Here is a 19,671-nt window from a genome sequence, read left to right on the forward strand (position 1 = left end):
TACGTAATGCTGGAACTAACCTCAACTTGGGATCATTCTGACCCGGCTTTTCCCTCGTCATTTATTATAGCCATCCTGTTAACCCTAGAACTTATATAAAAAATATGAGGGGTTGGAGCATTATGTTTAGTTCTATTGATCTCAGGTTATCTGTATGAAAATTGTATGCTTTCTTTTCATACAATCGGCCCTGTTTCTGCACGCCTGACGGCCGCCCAACAAGATGACTGTTTTTTCTTTTTGGTGTGACCTTCGGCCCTGTCGTTTATCTATTGCATGCTCATTCGACAAAGGGCTACCGACTCGCTTAGTCGAACCTTCAAACGGATGGCCCCATCCGTTTGCATCGATGTTTTTTTCATTGCTTGCCTATTTTTAATTATACCTGGTCTATTATGAAAACAGACAACGGAAGTGCATCAGTAGATGCAATACCACAGCCTCAGGACACGAATCGGGGAGGTACCGATTTTGGGCCTCGTAACCTCAGCCGTGATCGGGAAAATCCTGACCTTCTGGCCCCTCCTGTCACGGATAAAGGAACCGTGAACAACCTGCGTTTCTCGTTCTCCGACGCCCATAACCGGCTCGAAGAAGGAGGCTGGACGAGGGAAGTAACCGAGCGTGAACTACCTGTTTCCACAACCCTTGCTGGCGTGAATATGCGCCTTAATCCAGGGCAGCTCACGGGCGTACGGGAGCTTCACTGGCACAAACAGGCAGAATGGGCCTTTATGATCAGTGGTAGAGCCCGGGTTACTGCAGTCGACGCCGATAGCCGTAACTTCGTAGATGATGTCAAAGAAGGGGACTTGTGGTATTTTCCGGCGGGTATTCCCCATTCCATTCAGGCCTATCCTGAAGGGTGTGAGTTCTTATTAGTCTTTGACGATGGTGGATTCTCGGAGAACAATACGTTCCTGCTGACGGAATGGCTAACCCGCACACCCCGATCCGTAGTGGCTAAAAACTTCGGTGTTCCAGTGGAAACGCTGGAAAATTTACCGCTTAAAGAAAAATATATCTTCCTGGCTCCGGCCCCTCCCGAAAGCCTTTTAGCTGATCAGATAACCAGTCCCAACGGCCGAGTCCCGCTCTGGTTCAGTTACCATCTATCGCAGCAGAAATATACGGAAGTGACAGGCGGTCGGGTGAAGATTGTTGATTCAACGATCTTTCCCGTTTCAAAAACCATTGCAGCGGCTTTGGTAGAAGTTGAGCCGGGCGGTCTTCGCGAGATGCACTGGCATCCCAACAACGACGAGTGGCAATACTACCTGGAAGGACAAGGTCGGATGACCGTTTTTACCTCCGGCGATAAAGCCCGTACGTTCGACTATCAGGCGGGTGATGTGGGCTACGTACCGTTTGCCATGGGTCACTACGTGGAAAACACCGGTGATACGCCCTTACGTTTTCTGGAAGTATTCCGTAGTGATCGTTTCGCCGATATCTCCCTGAATCAGTGGCTGGCGCTGACGCCCCCGGAATTGGTTCAGGCGCACTTGAACGTCGATCATACCTTCACTGACAAGCTGAGCAAAGAAAAGCCGGTGATTGTGAAGGGCTGATCGTAGGCTGAGGTAGCCCCTCTGTGGCTAAACGGGCTTGATCTACTTACCGAGATTAGTGCCCGTTAAGCTGTTTTGTGCTGTTTATCGTTTACGAACCCGTAATGACGGGAGCCTGATTCTCCATACGCTCATGGAACGCCAAACGACTTTTGTGCTTGCTTTTGTTACCGGCTTCGTCGATACGGTTGGCTTTATTACCCTGTCCGGTCTTTTCATCGCGCAGATTACCGGTAATCTGGTGCTGGTGGGCGCTTCTTTAGTCCAGGCCGATGATGCCAATACCATTAATCGACTGCTCATGCTACCCATCTACCTGCTGGGTAGCAGCCTTGCCACGCTGCTGTGCCTGTTGCTCCAAAAGGCTTCTAAAGCTGTTTTTCCTGCATTGCTAATGGTTGAGGCCGGGTTACTGCTTTTGTTCACCGGTTTGAGCTATTTTCTGGGCACCCAGCATCACCCACTGGGAGCAGTGGACATGTTTTTCATCGCTTCTGCCGGCGTACTGGCCATGGCCGTTCAAAGCTCAGCCTTACGTTTAAGATTTCCAGCCTATGTGTCAACGACGACTATGACGATCAACCTAACCCAGTTTTCCATTGACCTGATTGATTACTTGGTAGCCGTTCCTCCCTTTGTCCGGCGTCCTCAACCGCAGGCCCAGCAACAGGTCCTGGCACATCAGGTAAATCGGTACGGCGTGGCGCTGCTCGGCTTTATAGTCGGTACCGGCGCTGGCGCCTTGTTATTTGCCCAGATAGGGGCAGCGGCTACGATCTTACCCGTTAGCCTGGTTTTGTGGATGGCCGTTGTTGCCCAACGATCTGCCAGCGCCGGAACGGTATCGACCTAGTAGAGACAACAAACCTAAATATTTGTTACGTATATACACAACCGTTAGTAAACCGCCTGCCACACCAAAGATTTTTTGCGTGGCAGGCGGCTTACATGTCTGGTAAAGTCTGACCGTGTTATTTGTTCCTTTTGGTAAAATCAATGCTGTGATTCACGTTTACCCGAAATCCATTATTTATCTCTAAGACTGGTCGGCCAGTAGTCGCATCCAGCCTGGCATGTTGAAGAATCTGGTTCAGATAGTTCATTTCTATCTGCAGACCTTTCCGAACCTGATAGCCTATGCCTGCCGAGATTCGGTTCTGATTATAGATGTTCTCATTCACCAGTTTACCAAAACCGATAAAGAGTTCGTCAAAGAAATTCAGATAAAAGTTTCCGTTCTCAATTGTCGCTCCCTGGAAAGGCAACTTACCGGAAACCTGGTAGCGAATTCGGTTCTGAAACGCCCAGTCAGCAACCTGGCGGGGATTATCCTTTGCAAAAACTCCTAACCAGCGCTGCTCCAGACGAAACCGGTGCGCGAGGTGCAGCCGTCCGTACGATTCGCTCAACTCGACATCCTGATAGATGCGCTGTTCCGGATACGGTTCGCCCAGGTCCGCCTGGGGAAATGCTCCGTACGGGAAAGTGACCAAATAGGTGTAACCTCCGGCAAACTTCACCCGCTCCGATAGTTTATAGGCGGCTCCCACCCGTGCCAGGGATTGCTGCCACGTACGGACCAGGTCGATTCGTCGCCATTGGTATTCTGTATGAATGGACCACTTGTCAGCAATGCGATGATCGCCGTTGTAAACGTACCAGCCAATGGCATTGTGATCTAACACTCGTTTGGACTGGCCATGCCCTTTACCATTGACCAGCAGGAGTACCCCGACTATCAGGCCCACTCCACACGTGTTAATCAGCTTCATTCTGATGTGTTATTAGTACTCGTTTGTTACACCTTTAAAGAGTCGTTCCTGACGGCGTTGGAAAAACCTGTGGAGCGCTGAGGTGGCGCAGCATTTCGGTCTGTACCAGTTGAATATCCAGTAGCCGTCGGTTCTGCTGCTCCATAATATGGTCCATTTTCTTGTGAAGCAGCTTAATTTCCAGCTCGGCCTTCAGGTTAATTTTATAGTCCTGTTCACGGCGTATCCGATCTTTGGCTTCCTGCCGGTTCTGGCTCATCATAATGATAGGGGCCTGAATAGCGGCCAGACAGGACAGAATTAGGTTCAGCAGGATAAAGGGATACGGATCAAAGCCTTTATCGTTAAGCCAGAATACGTTTAAGATCATCCAGCCAATCATAATAATGAAAAACCAGGTGATGAACGTCCAACTTCCACCAAAAGCCGCTACTACAACGGCCACTTGTTCACCCACACTACGCCGTCGATCAATTTCTTCCTCTACATCTTCAGAAAGTATACTGCTACGCTTAATACTTTCGACGACCTTCTGCTCTAGAATACTGAGCTTACCCGCTTCGTCTTCAAGCAATTGACTAACCAACTGGCTTCTCAGCTTAGGTAGTTGATCCAGCCCAACTAAGCTGTCTTGGGTCAGGGTAGGGTATTGATGTTGAAGAAAGGTCCGCAACAGGCTGTCCAGCGTGGATACCGGAACTGTTCGATCCTTGGTGTATTCCGTCCCGCTTACGGCGCAAACAACCTGTTTCGTTTCCATCATATTGTGGCTCTTAAGCCCGTTACGATTCAGCCTGTAGTAGCCGAACCGTCACACCATCGAATGTTTTTAACTGGACCCCATCGGATAGCACCTGTCGGCTGTAACTCGATTCGTGGAGGTTAGTCAGTATGTCCTCCATCTGCGACTTCTCAAAACCACTAACTGTGAACGCCTTCAAACCAGCACAACTCGGTAGCCAGTCCGACGAAACGCCGGCGACATACCGAAACGATAAGTCATGGTGATACCCGCGCCAGGTACCATAAACCGCCTGAGCCGTCCGTAGGTTGACCGACAATTGAAGCAAATCCACGAATAGATCGATTGTATCTTCCAAATTACTCACTACTAAATTCAGGTGTCCAATCAGCGGGTAACTTTCTTCCACGTCAGCGTTTCGCATCAGGTCTTCTATGTTCAGGAACCAGATGCCCGCCGGGTCCGGGTGTTCCTCAGCGGTACGTGGCCATTCGGCTACCAGGCGGTCGTAGTACAATTCGATACCATTCCCATCGGGATCACTTAAATAAACCGATCCAGAAATACCGTGATCGATGGCTTCGTTAATTAACGTATCACCTCGTGTCGCCACTCGGCGCACAGTAGCGCCCAACGAACCCCGACTGGGATACAGCAACGCTATGTGTCCGAGTCGGCCAAATTGGTGGGGCGAAGGCCCGAGGACGCCACAATCTTCAAGAATCAACCGATGTCCTGACCCGAGGTTAAACTCTGCATAGCCGTCCGCTACGTGCTGGGTTACCAGCCCTAACACACGCTGGTAGAAATCAATGGACTTATCGAGATCAGACACTAACAGCCCCACTCCGGTGATTCGTGGGGCCGATTCGGGTAACGGTAAAGCGATGACGGGTGTACGATGGAGTTGGATTACCTGTTCCATGTGATTAATTATGATTTTTTGAAGTCAACAATATCGAACAGGTTTGCTGTTCATGTCAATTACCTCTTATGCCAAAGAATATGCCACTTTAAAAATCAATACGTAGGAAGTGTATATAACTACAAATCAATGTTTTATCTTTTTGATTGTTACAATAACAACTCCCATAATTTTGATCTATCCCTACACTACAATGTGATGGAGAAGACTGGAATGGCTGGCATCCCCGGCACCGCAATCATGATTCGATACCCTAAAAAGGGCTTTATGTGGGATGACCTCATAAAAAAAGCAGCTCATTGTGGCTGCCTTTTTTAGAATCAACTCAACGTTTCGATTTATACACCCATTCAAACCACTTAAGCAACCACATTCAGGTTGTTTTCCACATGGGAGACTCCCGGCGCCGACCATGCCGCTGATTCGGCCGCATCGTACTCGCTCCACGAGTGTACGCTTCCGTTTAAAATGGCCTTGTTACCGATTGCTTCAACCAGAATGCTGTTGGCCTCAATATCTGCGTTTCGTTCAAGCGCTTTCCTGATCTTGTCTTTGACATCTTCCGCGCCAAAAGAGACTGACGGCTTTACGGTGATTAAGTTCGAGACCCCTTTAACCCCGGCCAGATACCGTACCGCGTCTTCTGCGGCTTTTTTCCGGTAATTCCAGTCAACCTGGCCTTCCAGTGTGATGTGTTTTTCTTCCACTTTTACCTGAATCCCGGCATTTGCTGTGAATGAATTCCACTTTAACGCGTTCAAAGCCGCTTCAGCAATGTCCTGATCCGTGTGTTTATTCCAGCCGGGTAATTCGACCACAATATCCTGTACCACGGCTTTAACCCCGGTAACCCGCCGAGCCACTTTCTCAGCATTGTACTTCTTAAGGAAGTTGTCCACCTGACCACTTAAGCTTACGATACCATCCTTGACGGCAACGCCAATATTGGCTGAATTGAGAGAGGGCTCCCAGAGCAATTCTTCTTCTACATCGCCCTGAACGTTTGCATCGGTCTTCATAAATTACATAAGTTTTGTAAGCGTTAAACTTAAATTTGTTTAGTAGCGAATGAATCTTCCAAATCTGGATAAGTGCTCTTTAGCTGGTGGCAGAAATGGTGTGCCACTCCTTTGAAATAACTTCAGTTTTGGAAGCTTCCTTTGCTACCATCTCCTTTGCCAAATAGTGTACCGTTTTAGTTGAGTTGGTGAAAAGATTAACAAGCAACTGTTTGTCAGTAGGTTATTATTCATTTATACGAAAATAGGTGAGCGGACATACTCCCAAATAATTGAGTTTTCAACTCGTTTTTAGAATATTGGAGTTTTGCTATTCCTTTCATCCGATATAGGTTTGATAGCACCTCTTTCTTTGTGCTTATTGAAAAAATCCGTTTGGAGAAACCGGTTCACAATGCCCTTCAACAACGTGCCGTTTGACAATGCCAAGCTTCTTCATGCGGGCATCCAGCGTATTTGGCTCAATAGCTAATAAACCGGCGGCACCACCTTTACCCCGAATTCGTCCTTTAGTAAAGTGTAATGTCTGAACAATCAGGTCTCGTTCGCTATCAGCTAAGGTTTGAGGAAATTTACGTTGGCAACAAGGCAATGATGCAGATATGGGAGTACTTGTGAGTGATAAACTGTAAATGACGTCATCAATAGCGGTGACAGCCGCCCGTTCAATGACGTGCTCCAGTTCACGGATGTTACCGGGCCAGGGGTAGGACATCATTTCCAGCAGGGCTGATTCAGACAAACGAATTAACTTTCGGCCCAACTTGTGGGCTGTAGATTGCAGAAAATAATCCGCCAACAATGGAATATCCCCCTGTCGAGTTGAAAGGGTTGGTAGTGAAATAGGAAACACATTTAGCCGAAAAAATAAGTCAGCCCGGAATCGACCCGCCTTAACTTCCTCCTGTAAATTTCGATTCGTAGCGGCTATAATCCGTACATCACAAGAAATGCTTTTATTGCTACCTAACCGCTCGAATTCTTTTTCCTGCAGAACCCGTAGCAGCTTGGGTTGCAACTCAAGTGGTAGTTCCCCGATCTCGTCGAGGAAGATGGTGCCCCGATTGGCCAGTTCAAATTTACCGATACGTTTTTCGGTGGCGCCGGTAAAACTGCCTTTCTCGTGCCCAAATAGCTCTGATTCGATCAGGTTTGCAGGTAAAGTAGCACAATTAACCTTAATCAAAGACTTATCTTTACGTTTTGACCGGATATGGATCGACTTGGCGATCAGCTCCTTACCGGTGCCCGTTTCTCCAAGCACCAATACGGTGTAATCGGTAGTGGCTATTTTCTGAATCTTTCTATGCACCTCTAAAATAGGTTCGCTTTTACCGATGAGCAGGTCGCCCTGACTGCTTTCGTTACCCCGATCAGTAGCGCTTATTGATGGGATTGCGCCCGGATCAGCTATTTCAAGCTTCTGTTTAAGGTAGTTGATTTCATCAAAAGCCATCATTCGTTCAATTGCCATCACAAGACTGTACTGCAAGGATTGAATGAGGTCAGTATGTTCTTCTGTAAAACTATTTGATTCTGTACTAAACATCGCCATTGTAAATTGGCAGTGCGCAGTGAGAATTAAGGCAGATCGCATATTAAATACAGTGGCTATAGTTTTCAATATGGGTTGTTTCGGCCAGGCTTCTATATAATCAATGTCGTTGAAGCAGTAAGTGTCTGCCGAAAACTGTTCCTGCTTTACGCCATAAAAATAGCATACTGTCGAGCGTGTCATACGCAGGAACGACTCACGATTCAGCAGTTGGTACTCATCAAAACTAATTCTGCGTAAACTGTAACTATCATATTCACTGTCAGGACCAGCCCAGCTAAAGTGTATGAAGTCAAAAGGAATGCATGTCTGTAAAACTTTCGTAAGCTCAATAAATTTCTCATCCCTGTTGCCTGTTGTTAATAACGCAGTCACTGCATCAGCTTGTAAACGTTGCTCCTGCTTTCGTATCCAATATTTATCCTGTGTGTGTGCAACCAAATTAGTCATAACGATGCATGCGAACAATTACTGATGGTGTACTATATACGTTAACATCAATCGATGGCCCTTACCTTACTGTTGGTTACTGTTCGCCTGACAAATGCGAAAAAGAGTGCCAAACTAATTGCTGATTTACCAGATCATCTAAAAATGCGTTAGAGCATATAAAATTGACTTTTTGGTGATTTCACTGATGCAGTAAGCTCAACTAATACTCCATAGAAATGGAGAATCCATCTGTTTTCCTCCAATCATTCGGGGAGGTCTATATGCAAGTGGCGACTACGTAGCTGGAACTTACCAGAAGTTACGAACCTCCTCGACACAAACCGCTTCAATTATTTATTGCGTTCAAACCCAGGTAGCTTAAACAACGAAACTCCCTGTTTGCCCGCATTTTCGTTTTGAAACTCCACCTCTATGGAGACGTTGTCCGAAATTCCAACACAGTGGAGTAAGCGTTGACTTGCTGCTGTATCAACACTCAAAGGCAAACTGCTGTAAATAAGACATTTAATTAAAGACCGCAGCTATATATTCTAAGTGTTCGGGCTGGCATTCAATTTGGCATACTGAGGACAAGACCGTTCTAACGGATTAAATCCTGGTTAGGCATGGCCAAGGTCAACTGTTCACCCAAGTGCTCCATCTTATGTTGTAAGCCAACGAACCACATGCCCAGGAACCACACTGACCGATTCATGTAGCTGGGCAGTCGACACCTCAATATGCTGATTCATCAAACGCGTCCAGAAGGCCGCCAGGCATCACTTTGCCCAATTTTTTCAACATAACCTAACAACAACTGCTATGATAGCTAAGTCAATACCTACAAAAGCCTCCGATGAATTACTTCTCTACCAATATCTGGAAGGCAATCGGGAAGCAATGGGTACACTTTATCAGCGCTATTTTAAGAAAGTATATTATAGGTGTTTTTCGTTATGCCGTGACTCCAATGATGCCTACGATCTGGCGCAGGATTCTTTGCTGAAGGCCTTCGAACAGGCCCACACGTTTCAGGAAAGGTCTTCCTTTGCAACCTGGTTGTTTGTCATCACCAACAACCACTGCCGTGCATATTTTAATCAGAAAAAACGCGCACGGTTCAGTAGTTTAGAAGATGTTTATTGCCGGGAAGAAGGCCTAAGCACAAGCCCCAGCGACAGAAACCTGAACCAGGACGAGCAGGAAAGTCTAATGTTCACTTTGCTGAATAAAATTTCGGAGCAAGAACGGAATATGCTCTACCTAAAGTACTGCAAAGGTGAATCCATCGAGACCCTACAGGTGAGGTTCAATCTCACAGCCAGTGCAGTAAAGATGCGACTGAAGCGATCCAAGGAAAAGCTCAACGCTCAGTATGATGTACATCTTTCGTCCGTGTAACCGGTTGTGTTCAAACACCCTCAGCGTTGTGACTTTGGCTACCTTACCAATCTATTAGTGGCAAATTCACGAAGAGAACATGGATAAATTAGCTCTGATACCTATGTTATTTCTGCCACTTTTTCTCCATGCACAGGCTCCCACATCGGCCGACACCCTGCATGTGTATGGCCCAGGAGGTCCGTTAGGCCCCATCAACGAGTGCGCCGAACTATTCAGCCAACAAACCGGCCATCCAGTCAAGGTGGTAGCCGGACCTGATCCAGATTGGATTGACGCGGCCCGAAAGAATGGCGACATCTTTTTCAGTGGGGCCGAATATATGTTTACCCAGTTTATGAACGACTATCCCAATCTGGTCGATCCGGCTACCCGTACGGAACTCTACGCCCGAAGGGCCGGTATTCTGGTACGGCCCGGCAACCCCAAGGGTATCCGTAGCCTGGCAGATCTGGCTAAGCCTGGTATCGGTATTCTCGATGTCAACGGGTCGGCGCAGGTAGGTCTGTGGGAAGATCTGGTCGGCCGTCAGGGATTTAGCCAGGCTATCCAGGCCAACATCCGGCAAACGTTCCTGACGGGTGCTGCGGGTATTGCAGCCTGGAAGCAGGATAGTCGGTACGATGCCTGGATTACTTTCACTTCATGGCATCAGCGACTCAAGGAGGAAACGGAACTGGTGCCGATACCGCCAAGCGAGAACTTATTCCGATCAACGCCCATCGCCCTGAGCAGCTTCACCAAACAAGCGGCTTTGGCTCGTCAGTTTCTCGCGTTCATGAAAACGGAGCCGATGCACGAAGTATTCAAAAAATGGGGGTGGGAGTAAACCGAGCGCACAGCCGCTTATTAAGCAGGAGTCATGTGGTGGAAGGCCGATGCCAGCGGTAGGAAAAATCATCACTGGAATAAGTGGTCCCGAGCAGTTCGTCGTTAAAGAGTAAGCGGATGGTCACGCCGGGAGAACCCGTTATTGTCAATTCCCCGTCCAACTGCTGGCTGAGACCCCGGATAAGTGTCATGCCTAACGACCCGCTACGGGCTGAATCAAAGTCTGCGGGTAAGCCCACCCCGTCGTCGCTGATAGTGAGTTGGTACGTTTTATTTTCTACCTGTTGCAGGCTTAGCGATATTGTACCAGAATGATCTTGTGGAAAGGCATATTTGAGCGCGTTGGTGACGGCCTCGTTGATAATCAGGCCCAGGGGTACGGCCAGCGTTACATCCAGCTCCAACGGTTTTAATGACAACTTAAAGCGGACAGAACGGGGGTGGGTATACGAATCGCGTAAGTAATCAATCAGGTCATGAATATAAGAAGCCATCTCCACGCGGGCTATCTGTTCGGACTGGTAGAGCTTCTGGTGGATGAGGGCCATGGCCTGTACCCGGTGCTGGCTCTCCTGAATAGCCGACAGGGCCGCCTTATCAGCCAGCGAAGCGGCCTGTGAGTTCAGTAGACTAATCACAATTTGCAGATTATTCCGTACCCGGTGGTGAATCTCCCTAAGCATCCATTCTTTCTCGTCCAGCAGGTGATTCTTCTCCTGTAGCACTTGTTCCAGCGACTGATTCTTCTGGTTGATTTCGAGTTGTTTTTCTTCGAGTAACTGGTTGCTTTTCCGCCTGAGCCGGTAGCGGTTGTAGACTAAGGCGAGTATCAAAATTAGCAGAAGGATTCCGGCAAAGGTGCTGTTGCGGATCATCCGCGCCTGATCGAGTTCCTGTTGTTGCCGCTTTCCCTGCTCGGTTAGCAGTTGAATACTTTGTTCTTTAAGTTTGATATGCTGGTCTTTCTTTTCGGACTGATATTGAATTTCCAGTTGGGCAATTTGGTCGTTTTTGCTTTCCGTCAGCAAGGAGTCCCGGAGCGCGACGTAGCGTTGAAAGTGGACGATAGCCGAAGGATAACTTCCCACCGTGGAATCCAGTCGGAACCAAAGTAAATAATTCGTGGCCAGAATGCCGGCAGATCCTTGTTCCTGACAAAGCAACTCATTGAGCGCCAAATACCGGCGAGTAGGTTTATACTGATGACTGGCCAGCAGAAACCGAGTAACGGATTGATAAGTAGTGACTATGCCCAGGCTACCGGCACCATTCTTTTCGACCAGTTTAAGCACCTGATCACAATAAGGCTGCGCTAAGTTGTACTGCCCAAGGTGTTGATACACTTCCATGAAACGGGTAGCCAGGATAATTTTGCTTTCAAAATCAATTGGTGGATAGGTATTAGCCGTTCGTTTGAGTAAACTAAGCGCTTCCTTAGGCTTACCAAGACTCAGGTACACTGAGGAGATGTTTCCTAATAGATAGATTACAGAGGGAGTGTGATGATTTCGCTGCGCTACAGCCAGCGACTTCTTATAGTAATCATACGCCTGAATGGGTTGTCCCAGAGTTTGGTAGGTCATACCCAGCCGATTATAGATGGTGCACATTTGCAAACTGCTATCCTTCTGGACTTCGGCGGTTTTTACGGCCTGTAAACCGTAGGCCATGGCTGACTTATAATCACCTATTTTACTGGAAATGAACCCAAGCAGATCGTAAACACCTTGTACATGAGGGAAATTAACAGATTGGTAGAGTTTCAGCGCTCGCTGTAATTTACTTATTGACTGGTGATACTTCCCCTGCAATTGATACATATCACCCATCTCCTTTAACACGTCCGCTTGTTTTTTTCGATCACCGCTACGGACAAAGCAGCTTAAGGCCAGTTCATTCAGGTTGATTTGTGAGGATACACCAGCTTGAGTATCGGAATAATACCGAGCTAATTCAGAATAGACGTAGCCCATTAGCTCTGGATAACCCAAATTTTTAACTAAGTTCATTGACCGCACGGCGTAGACCTTCCCCTGCTGTGCATCGCCTTTTTCACGTAGCGTCTTGGCCCTAATCAGATAGCCTCTGCCTTCCCCTTTTTTGTACTGCAGGGATCGGCTCAGGAATATGGCTTTTTGGGTAAGTGATAACGATGCATTTATATCGTTGGCTCTATTACCAACCCGGTTTACGTAGATAAAGCTTAAATCCAACAGTAGTTTCACGCGATTAGTATCGGCTTGGCTACGGTTCAACTCGTTCCTTAGACTGTAGATTCGTGACTCCTGGGACAGCGCTCGCCATGGTAAGAAAACAAGTAAAAGTGACACAGCGAGAAAGGGCGGTCTCATGGTGCTGAATTGGTTCTGTGTACTAAAAAAACAAGTAATCAACGATTTGCCGAAGCACAAAAGTAACAAATCTAACGGCGCTCAAACGTTGACGAGCTGCTCCGCTTCCAACACCAGTTGAATGCTGACCCCGGCTGGCTGGAAATGGTGATGATTACACAGAGATGGTGGTTAACAGATTCAGTATAAGCAGACTAAACATCAAACCGGAGGAATAAAAACCACGCATAGTACGAATAGTTTTGAATGAGCATCTACGGGTCAGGAGCCGACTCTTTCCTGCGGTGGCACATTTTTTACTAATTCCTGGAGGTATATTGGATCAAGCAGTTCCTCGCTGAATACCAGCCGAATAGTTAAGCCGGGTGGACTGATGATGTGCAACTCTCCACCTAATTGCTCACTGAAACCATGCATCAGTGTCATGCCCAGCGAACGACTCCGGGCGGGAGCATAGCCCTCTGGTAAGCCTATTCCGTCGTCGGCAATGGTCAGTTCATAGGTGGTCTGGGCCAGCCGATGCAGCCGCACGCTGACCGTACCCGCACATCCTTCGGGGAAGGCGTACTTGAAGGTGTTGGTGATGGCCTCATTGATGATCAGTCCCAGGGGTACGGCCACCGCCACATCCAGTTCGATGGGTTCCACCGCCAACTGAAAGCGAATTGGCTGGGCCAGGTTGTAGGAGTCGTGGAGGTAATGGACCACGTCTTGGACGTAGTCCATTATGGGGATGCGGGCGATGCCTTCGGACTGGTAGAGCTTTTGGTGGATCAGGGCCATCGCCTGCACCCGGTGCTGTGTTTCCTGAATGGCTGACAGGGCCAGCTCATCGGAGAGGTAGCTGGCCTGAGAATTGAGTAAGCTCATCACCATCTGGAGATTGTTTTTGACCCGGTGATGGATTTCTTTCAGGAGCCACTCTTTCTCTTTCAGGAAGGTGTCTTTCTGCACCAGCAGTGAATCCTTCTCGATGAGCAGTTCGGAGAGGTGCTCATTCTTCTGGTTGATTTCTTTTTGCTGAGCCTGAAGTTGCTGGTTGCTGCGCTGCTTCAGGCGATAACGATTGTAGCTAAGTCCCAATAGTGCGAGCAGCAATCCAGTACCTATAACCAGGCCGTTACGTTGGGCTTGCTGTGACTTACTTTGCTCAGTAAGCAGGGCGATGTCTTTCTCTCGAAGCCTGAGCGCCTGTTCTTTTTTCTCCGTTTCGTATTGAATGCTTAACTGCGCAGTCTGTTTGCTTTTCGTTACGTTGAAGACCGAATCGCTGAGGGTTTTGTACTGCTGGTAGTGTCTAATGGCCGCAGAATAGTTACCCAGCGCCGAATCCACTTTGAACCGCATCAGGTGCACATCGATCAAATGACTGGGAATTATCTGTTCACGAGCCGCCAGCAGCAGCCGCTTCAAATACGGATCAGCTTTAGTGTATTGAGCGGTGGTTACGTAGAACTGACTGATGTGTTTCCAGGCAATGTATTGAAACTGTAAAGCGGATTGCTCACTCAAGTCGACGCCCTGCAAATAGTGCTTCTCCGCCCGTTTGTATTGTTTCAGGGCATTATAGCAAGCCCCGAAGCTCTGGGCGATAAACATCTTGTCCTCATAAGTGACGGGCAGATTTTGGTGCGTAAAGCTTTTTAGCAGGAGCAGTGCCTCCCGGGCGTTTGCCTGTCTGAGTAAGGCTACAACCATTCGTCTGGGCAATCCTATCTGAACAAATAGCTGACCTTTCTGATGACTAATGGCTAAGGACTGCCGGTAATACTCAATGCTTTTGTCAAACTGCCCCAACTCCCAGTACGCGTTTCCCAGCCTGAAGTAGGTGTAATCCAGTTCGTCGGCCATTCCACTGCTTTCCACGCTTTTGACCACGTTCAGGATGTAGAAAAGCTTTCGGTTCAAATTCCCTTTGGCCTGACTCAGATCGGACAGAAAATAGTAGGCATTGGACAGGTAGCCGTAGTCGCTTGGCGTGTAGTAAACGCTTTCGTTGGCCAGCGCATGGTACGCCTGGTTGAGTGCCTTAAACCCAACCACATTTTGAATGGCTACCGCCCGAAGCGCTTCCCGCTCGGCCTCGTGGATATCGCCTTTGCTTAACTGCTTGTAGCCGATTTCCATCCGAATAATAGCCTCTAATGGCCGGTCGCCGAGTTGGTGACAGAGCGCCAGGGCTTTAGTCAAACAGTATATGTTTTCCTGGCAGTCATCACAGAACCGGGTGGTGGCCATCCTCAGCCACGCCCTGACCTCCCCGGCTTTGTCGCCCACCCGTTGGCGGGCTTTAATAACCTGCGTAAAGTACGCCTGACCGCGAGGCCAATTCCCGTTTAACAGGTAATACACGCCAATTAGACACCAGCTTTCTTCCTGCCATCGTTGGTTGCCGATAGCTGTACTGAGCGTTTCGGCTTGTTGAAACCAGAGCAATGCACTATCCCGGTTTACTTCCTGCGTAAAGGTTGGTCGAAGCTTCTGCTTGCCCAGCTCCAGCAACAGCCGGATGCGGATCGTATCGCTCAAGCCAGCCAGCATCCGCCTGACGGTGGCGGCGTTTTGCTGTTTGACATAGACCTTACCCTGCAAAAAAACGGCTTCCTCTGCGCGTTTGGCATCCTTTAGTTGGCGAGACAGCTTTTCGGCCTGCCGGGCCAACACCAGAGCACTATCTAAACTGGAGTTGAGGTTCAGGGGCTTACTGAGGTAAAAAGCACTTGCCGTGAGCAGTGCTTTCAGGCGGTACGTATCCGGTTCGTTGAGCTGGATTACTTCACCCAGACGGTCTGCCTTCGTAGCCGAAGTGGATTGCGCCACGGCTGTGGTGGTAAACAGAGTCGACCCAAGTTGGCCCAGCAGAAAACCAATGGATATTAGGCGTCTCATGGCCCAGAGTACATTGCAACTTCAGGACCATTCTAAAGCAGTAAGCAACGGAACCCACAGGTGTCCGGCACAACCAAGGACAATCAATAGTAAAAACCAACATTAGAGTTATTACACAAACAATAGTACGTTGATAATCAAGGCATTACTTGTTTGACTTGTAACTTACAAAGGCTACGTTGACTTCAAATTATTTAGCCTGTGTTATGGGCTTACGGCCGGCAACTTCTGCCAACCCCGCAAACCCTCCAACCTCATGGAGTCTCCAAAAGAAAACTCTATGAGGTTGGAGGGTTGCTTTCTCAGGAGCAGCGGTTGAGTGCCGATTGGTCAGATTATTCTGACCGGAGGAAGTCGGCTACTTGTTGGCTTGTTTTGTTACAGCGTTGTACGTAAACGGTTGCCCGGCCGACGCCAATTCCAAGATAAAATTCTGGTCAGTCGGGGAACTGTGATACTGTTGGTAATGAATCGTGTAACGGTGTCGGCCAGGCAGGAAAGCGTACGATTGATCTATACGAATCCTCGTTTGTACGCGTTTACCCGGCTCCAGCAGTACGAAATCGTCAGCCGTCGGAGCGCGACGTTTAACCATAACTCCCGTGTAGGGTATCTCCCGTTGTTCCTGTACAACGATAAATACTTTATTAAGCAGTCGGTTACCCATACCGATATCGATCTTATTCAGGTAAACCGGCTTGCTGGACTGGTTCTTAAAGGTCATCGTTGTCCACAATTCAGTGCCTATCTGATGGATCATCAACTGAACGCGGACAGGCAATTTGGCCAGCGCAACGTGGGTGAGCAGGAATGCCAGCAGCAAGGGTATCCAGGCTGTTTTCGTCAGTTGTTTTTCCATCATATAGTCGTACACGGTTAGGGAACGTACCACCCTACTGGAGTAGAATGGGAGGATGCGGTAAACCATAGATAAAAATTAACGTATATGTCACATCGTATCGAAGTTTACGATGAAGGTTATCTTTTATTTCCTATCAATCAGCAAGAAACAGGGCAAACTACGTTCCCGCCGGTGAGTGATAATTGACGGCTCCAGCGCCCCGGAGATTCAATTTGGAGACTCTATGAGATTGGAGGGGAGTGTCCATTGAGAAGCCGGTGCGGTTGTTGAAAAACGCATCTTTGGGCGTAACCAGGGGGTATTCTGACCATTTGGTTAAGCTGCTTGCAAAATTGGCATCTGTTTGGCAAGGCTCAGTGCCGTACAACATTCATCTAGTGGAAACGTAAACCAAAGCGGCTACTACGTGGCTCATTGACGCCGTTCACTCGGAGGTACAGTTCCGGCTAAGGCTTCTTACGGTATCGACCGTTACGGGGTTGTTCTCTCGTTTTACTGGCAAGCTGGAGATGAGAACTGATAATTTATAGGCGATCAACCCACCCGTTTCAGGAGGATGAAGGCATGGTTTGTTAAAGCACTACTACTGGTCGGAACGCTCTGGGCTTTCACCTCATGCGGTCTGGTAAAACCGGGACCGGGGGTGAAACGGCCCATTGCACAAAGCAGATACTGCCAACCGGCCATTCGGCTTTCGTTTGATACCACGTACCAGATTCAAACAAACGTAGGCGTCAATCTGCAAACCGACACGGCGCTAACTAAACGTTACGCTTATCATGACGTAGTATTGGCTAACGCTGTCGGCATTTTGCCTTGTCTGCAAAAGCTGATCTCTCTAGAGACAAATTCAACGGCTGGCAATCAACAGGAAGTCACGATTATCCGCCAGAAGATATTGAGCCGACTCGTGGCAGCTTCCACCCAGATTGCCAGTGTAGCCGCGGAACTGGAGTGTGAAGCCGAACGAGCCAATCGGTTCGCTACCTATTTAGACCAGCGCGATGCCGGACGCATTCGCAGACTGACGGTTATTTCGATTGTTATTGGTGCTGCCACAACGGTAGTTACCACCTGGCTTCCACCTGACAAAACGACTATACTAACAGGCGTTGGTGGCGGAGTACTGAGTGCGGGCTTTGGCAGTTGGGCAGCTTTCTCGTCGAATCGAACCGTTCAACTTATCCACCAACGCAATCTACTGACGGATGTCTGGTTTCAGCATAAGCAATCTACGGTTTTTCCGTCTTTTGTTTGGTATGTGCTCAATGAGAATCTGTTTAGCTATGGTGGTGAACATTCCATCAGTTACAACACCCGTCAGCGCTGGCAGGAATACGTACTTAATGGCAGTACGTTAAAGGAGCAGGAAATTTATTTTGGTCAGGGTGGATTTTATCAATCTGGCAATCTCCATGCACGCGCCGAAATGCTGGGGCAGCTTAAGGCAGCGGTGCAATCCATCAATCAGGACTTGTACAGTTTGGTGCTAAACTTTTCCAGATAAAAGGTAAACTCTTTTCACCCAGTCCGCAGCCATTGCTGCCTGCGAAGATTTGCCCCCAATGATTAAAAAAAAAGTTTGTGAGATCTCTGTGACTTTTCTGCTTTGACTTCTCAAATACGTCACTAATTAAACCATTGCAGAATCAACTATGGAAACAACGATTGGCATTTCGGCGTCGAATCGGGAATTCGTCGCTCATGAATTGGCCAAGGTATTGGCTGATGAGTTTGTTCTTTACACAAAAACGGTCAACGCGCACTGGAACGTGGAAGGCCACGACTTCCATTCGGTGCACTTGTATTTTGAAGAACTCTACAAACAGTCGGCCGACATGGTGGACGATGTCGCAGAACGTATTCGTCAGTTAGGCCATTACGCGCCCGCTACGTTGACTAAATTCCTGCAACTGACCCACCTTACCGAACAATACGAGGGAGACAACAGCAGCCAGAGTTTGATAAAAGCCCTGTTAGAAGATCACCAGAGTATCATTGTGTTTCTGCGAAAAAACGTCAATGACTTTGCCGACGCGCACCGGGACGCAGGCACCAGTGATTACATAACGGGATTGATGGAAACCCATGAGAAAACGGCCTGGATGCTTCGTGCCCATATCAAACAAAACGGAAAGTAGCTTTCCGATAAGCCTGATAATGCGCCGTATCTTCTCAGAATTACTTTACTCAGCCCAAGACAGGTCAATGCACATCAATAACCGTCTGAATAAACCAAATCCCATTCGCATCCTTGCTGTATCTGTAGATTACTATCCGGTTAGACTACGCGACTTCGTCAATGTCACATTGCGCCGTTAGTTCGTTTTCAAACTTTCATGCGTTTGGCTATTGTGATAGCTAATGCGGGCCGCTTCAATGCGATAATAGTAGTGCAGCCGTAGTAATCGAAATAGCCCAACCACTATAAGGACACCTGTTACTGGGGCAACCCAGTACAGCCAGTAATCCGTGAAATTATGGCTGATCAGGGCTGGCCCAAAACTGCGGGCGGGGTTAGTGCTGCAGCCCGATAGTGGGGATTCGGCCCAAACCAAGACGCTGTACAGAACCGGCATTGTAAACGGCGTGAATGACTTGAGTTGGCGGCTTCCCACGAACACGAATATGACCACAATCAACGCGGCCGTGGTAACCACCTCACCCCAGAAGGCCGCCCACAAACCTGCGTCGCCCGGCAGGGTAACGCCGTATTGAATGCTACGTCCCTGCTGACCCCAGAGCAACAATGGCAAACTACCAACGGCCGCGCCGAGCATCTGGCTGATGAGGTAGCCCAGCATGGTCGTTATTTTCATCTTACCCCGCAGCCAGAACGCCAGGCTCACCACCGGGTTGATATGCGCCCCACTGATTTTCCCGACGGGTGACAAAGTAATCAGGCAGCCCGTCGTGCCGAATAGAAAACCGGTCAATGCCCTCCGGGATGACTCTACCGGAACGAGCGTCGCCATGATTGAGCCAGTTCCCCAGTCGAAGATTACTACGCTTAAGCCAACGGCAATCAATAAAGCGGTGCCTACGAATTCAGCCAGGAAGAGAGTAACTGTCGAGCGGGGGGCAGCCATAAATTTTGTATACGCTATTTATTCAATTAAATCCGCGACGCCACGAACGATTAAGATAGCTGGATACAATTGCCTAATCAGTCTTTTTACCATCTGTCGGGAATCAAGCCCATCGCTTGCAATAGAGTATTTAGTCGCTCTTATGTCACATCCCATAAAAAATAGTGCGTCTGGTGTGACTTTGCCGTCCGTCGCTCTCTAAATACCGGAAATTCTCTTGGTTTAAATGTAA

16 protein-coding genes are annotated in these 19,671 nt (G+C 48.4%); 7 read left to right on the plus strand and 9 right to left on the minus strand.

The features are described 5' to 3' along the window. Positions 1–395 precede the first annotated feature (395 nt). The gene (locus ACYVHB_RS26470) at positions 396–1,571 is read left to right on the plus strand and encodes an oxalate decarboxylase family bicupin (RefSeq protein ID WP_461054861.1); all 1,176 of its coding nucleotides are present in this window, start codon (positions 396–398) and stop codon (positions 1,569–1,571) included. A 133-nt stretch (positions 1,572–1,704) separates the two neighbouring features. Continuing rightward, positions 1,705–2,424 (plus strand): YoaK family protein, encoded by a 720-nt coding sequence (locus ACYVHB_RS26475; RefSeq protein ID WP_461054863.1) that lies wholly within the window; start codon positions 1,705–1,707, stop codon positions 2,422–2,424. 118 nt (positions 2,425–2,542) lie between these two features. On the opposite strand, the gene ACYVHB_RS26480 is transcribed toward ACYVHB_RS26475, so the two are convergent. From ACYVHB_RS26480 to ACYVHB_RS26500, 5 genes are all read right to left on the minus strand, one after another. Further along, positions 2,543–3,343 carry a DUF2490 domain-containing protein gene (locus tag ACYVHB_RS26480; RefSeq protein WP_461054865.1) on the minus strand — a complete coding sequence of 267 codons (801 nt, stop codon included), beginning with the start codon at positions 3,341–3,343 and terminating at the stop codon, positions 2,543–2,545. 34 nt (positions 3,344–3,377) lie between these two features. Beyond that, positions 3,378–4,106 carry a DUF1003 domain-containing protein gene (locus ACYVHB_RS26485; protein WP_461054867.1) on the minus strand — a complete coding sequence of 243 codons (729 nt, stop codon included), beginning with the start codon at positions 4,104–4,106 and terminating at the stop codon, positions 3,378–3,380. Between the two features lie 19 nt (positions 4,107–4,125). Then, complete coding sequence (locus ACYVHB_RS26490) at positions 4,126–5,010, minus strand: VOC family protein (protein ID WP_461054869.1); 885 nt, start codon at positions 5,008–5,010, stop codon at positions 4,126–4,128. Positions 5,011–5,369: 359 nt separating this feature from the next. After that, positions 5,370–6,029: a BON domain-containing protein gene (locus ACYVHB_RS26495; RefSeq protein ID WP_461054871.1), complete on the minus strand. Its 660-nt coding sequence runs from the start codon at positions 6,027–6,029 to the stop codon at positions 5,370–5,372. Between the two features lie 358 nt (positions 6,030–6,387). Continuing rightward, positions 6,388–8,034 (minus strand): sigma-54 interaction domain-containing protein, encoded by a 1,647-nt coding sequence (locus ACYVHB_RS26500; protein ID WP_461054873.1) that lies wholly within the window; start codon positions 8,032–8,034, stop codon positions 6,388–6,390. A gap of 804 nt (positions 8,035–8,838) precedes the next feature. On the opposite strand from ACYVHB_RS26500, the gene ACYVHB_RS26505 reads away from it, so the two are divergent. Further along, entirely contained in the window at positions 8,839–9,417 is a 579-nt protein-coding gene (locus ACYVHB_RS26505) for an RNA polymerase sigma factor (protein ID WP_461054875.1), read from the plus strand. A gap of 79 nt (positions 9,418–9,496) precedes the next feature. Further along, positions 9,497–10,246 carry a substrate-binding domain-containing protein gene (locus ACYVHB_RS26510; RefSeq protein ID WP_461054877.1) on the plus strand — a complete coding sequence of 250 codons (750 nt, stop codon included), beginning with the start codon at positions 9,497–9,499 and terminating at the stop codon, positions 10,244–10,246. A gap of 31 nt (positions 10,247–10,277) precedes the next feature. Here the strand turns inward: ACYVHB_RS26510 and ACYVHB_RS26515 are convergent, their stop codons facing one another. The 3 genes from ACYVHB_RS26515 to ACYVHB_RS26525 all read right to left on the minus strand — a co-directional run bounded on the left by ACYVHB_RS26515 (position 10,278) and on the right by ACYVHB_RS26525 (position 16,350). Then, on the minus strand, positions 10,278–12,473 hold the full coding sequence (locus ACYVHB_RS26515) for a tetratricopeptide repeat-containing sensor histidine kinase (RefSeq protein ID WP_461054879.1): 2,196 nt from the start codon (positions 12,471–12,473) through the stop codon (positions 10,278–10,280). 387 nt (positions 12,474–12,860) lie between these two features. Further along, positions 12,861–15,488, minus strand: a complete 2,628-nt coding sequence (locus tag ACYVHB_RS26520; protein WP_461054882.1) for a histidine kinase dimerization/phosphoacceptor domain -containing protein — start codon at positions 15,486–15,488, stop codon at positions 12,861–12,863. 358 nt (positions 15,489–15,846) lie between these two features. Further along, positions 15,847–16,350: a hypothetical protein gene (locus tag ACYVHB_RS26525; RefSeq protein WP_461054884.1), complete on the minus strand. Its 504-nt coding sequence runs from the start codon at positions 16,348–16,350 to the stop codon at positions 15,847–15,849. 413 nt (positions 16,351–16,763) lie between these two features. Between ACYVHB_RS26525 and ACYVHB_RS26530 the strand changes: the two genes are divergently transcribed. The 3 genes from ACYVHB_RS26530 (at position 16,764) to ACYVHB_RS26540 (ending at position 18,491) form a co-directional block, all read left to right on the plus strand. Beyond that, positions 16,764–16,880 carry a hypothetical protein gene (locus ACYVHB_RS26530; RefSeq protein WP_461054953.1) on the plus strand — a complete coding sequence of 39 codons (117 nt, stop codon included), beginning with the start codon at positions 16,764–16,766 and terminating at the stop codon, positions 16,878–16,880. Between the two features lie 26 nt (positions 16,881–16,906). Further along, on the plus strand, positions 16,907–17,857 hold the full coding sequence (locus tag ACYVHB_RS26535) for a hypothetical protein (RefSeq protein WP_461054886.1): 951 nt from the start codon (positions 16,907–16,909) through the stop codon (positions 17,855–17,857). A gap of 148 nt (positions 17,858–18,005) precedes the next feature. Continuing rightward, positions 18,006–18,491 (plus strand): Dps family protein, encoded by a 486-nt coding sequence (locus ACYVHB_RS26540; protein ID WP_461054888.1) that lies wholly within the window; start codon positions 18,006–18,008, stop codon positions 18,489–18,491. Positions 18,492–18,668: 177 nt separating this feature from the next. Here the strand turns inward: ACYVHB_RS26540 and ACYVHB_RS26545 are convergent, their stop codons facing one another. Further along, positions 18,669–19,439: an MIP/aquaporin family protein gene (locus ACYVHB_RS26545; protein WP_461054890.1), complete on the minus strand. Its 771-nt coding sequence runs from the start codon at positions 19,437–19,439 to the stop codon at positions 18,669–18,671. Positions 19,440–19,671: the final 232 nt, after the last annotated feature.

The sequence above is a fragment of the Spirosoma arcticum genome (genome assembly GCF_054779955.1).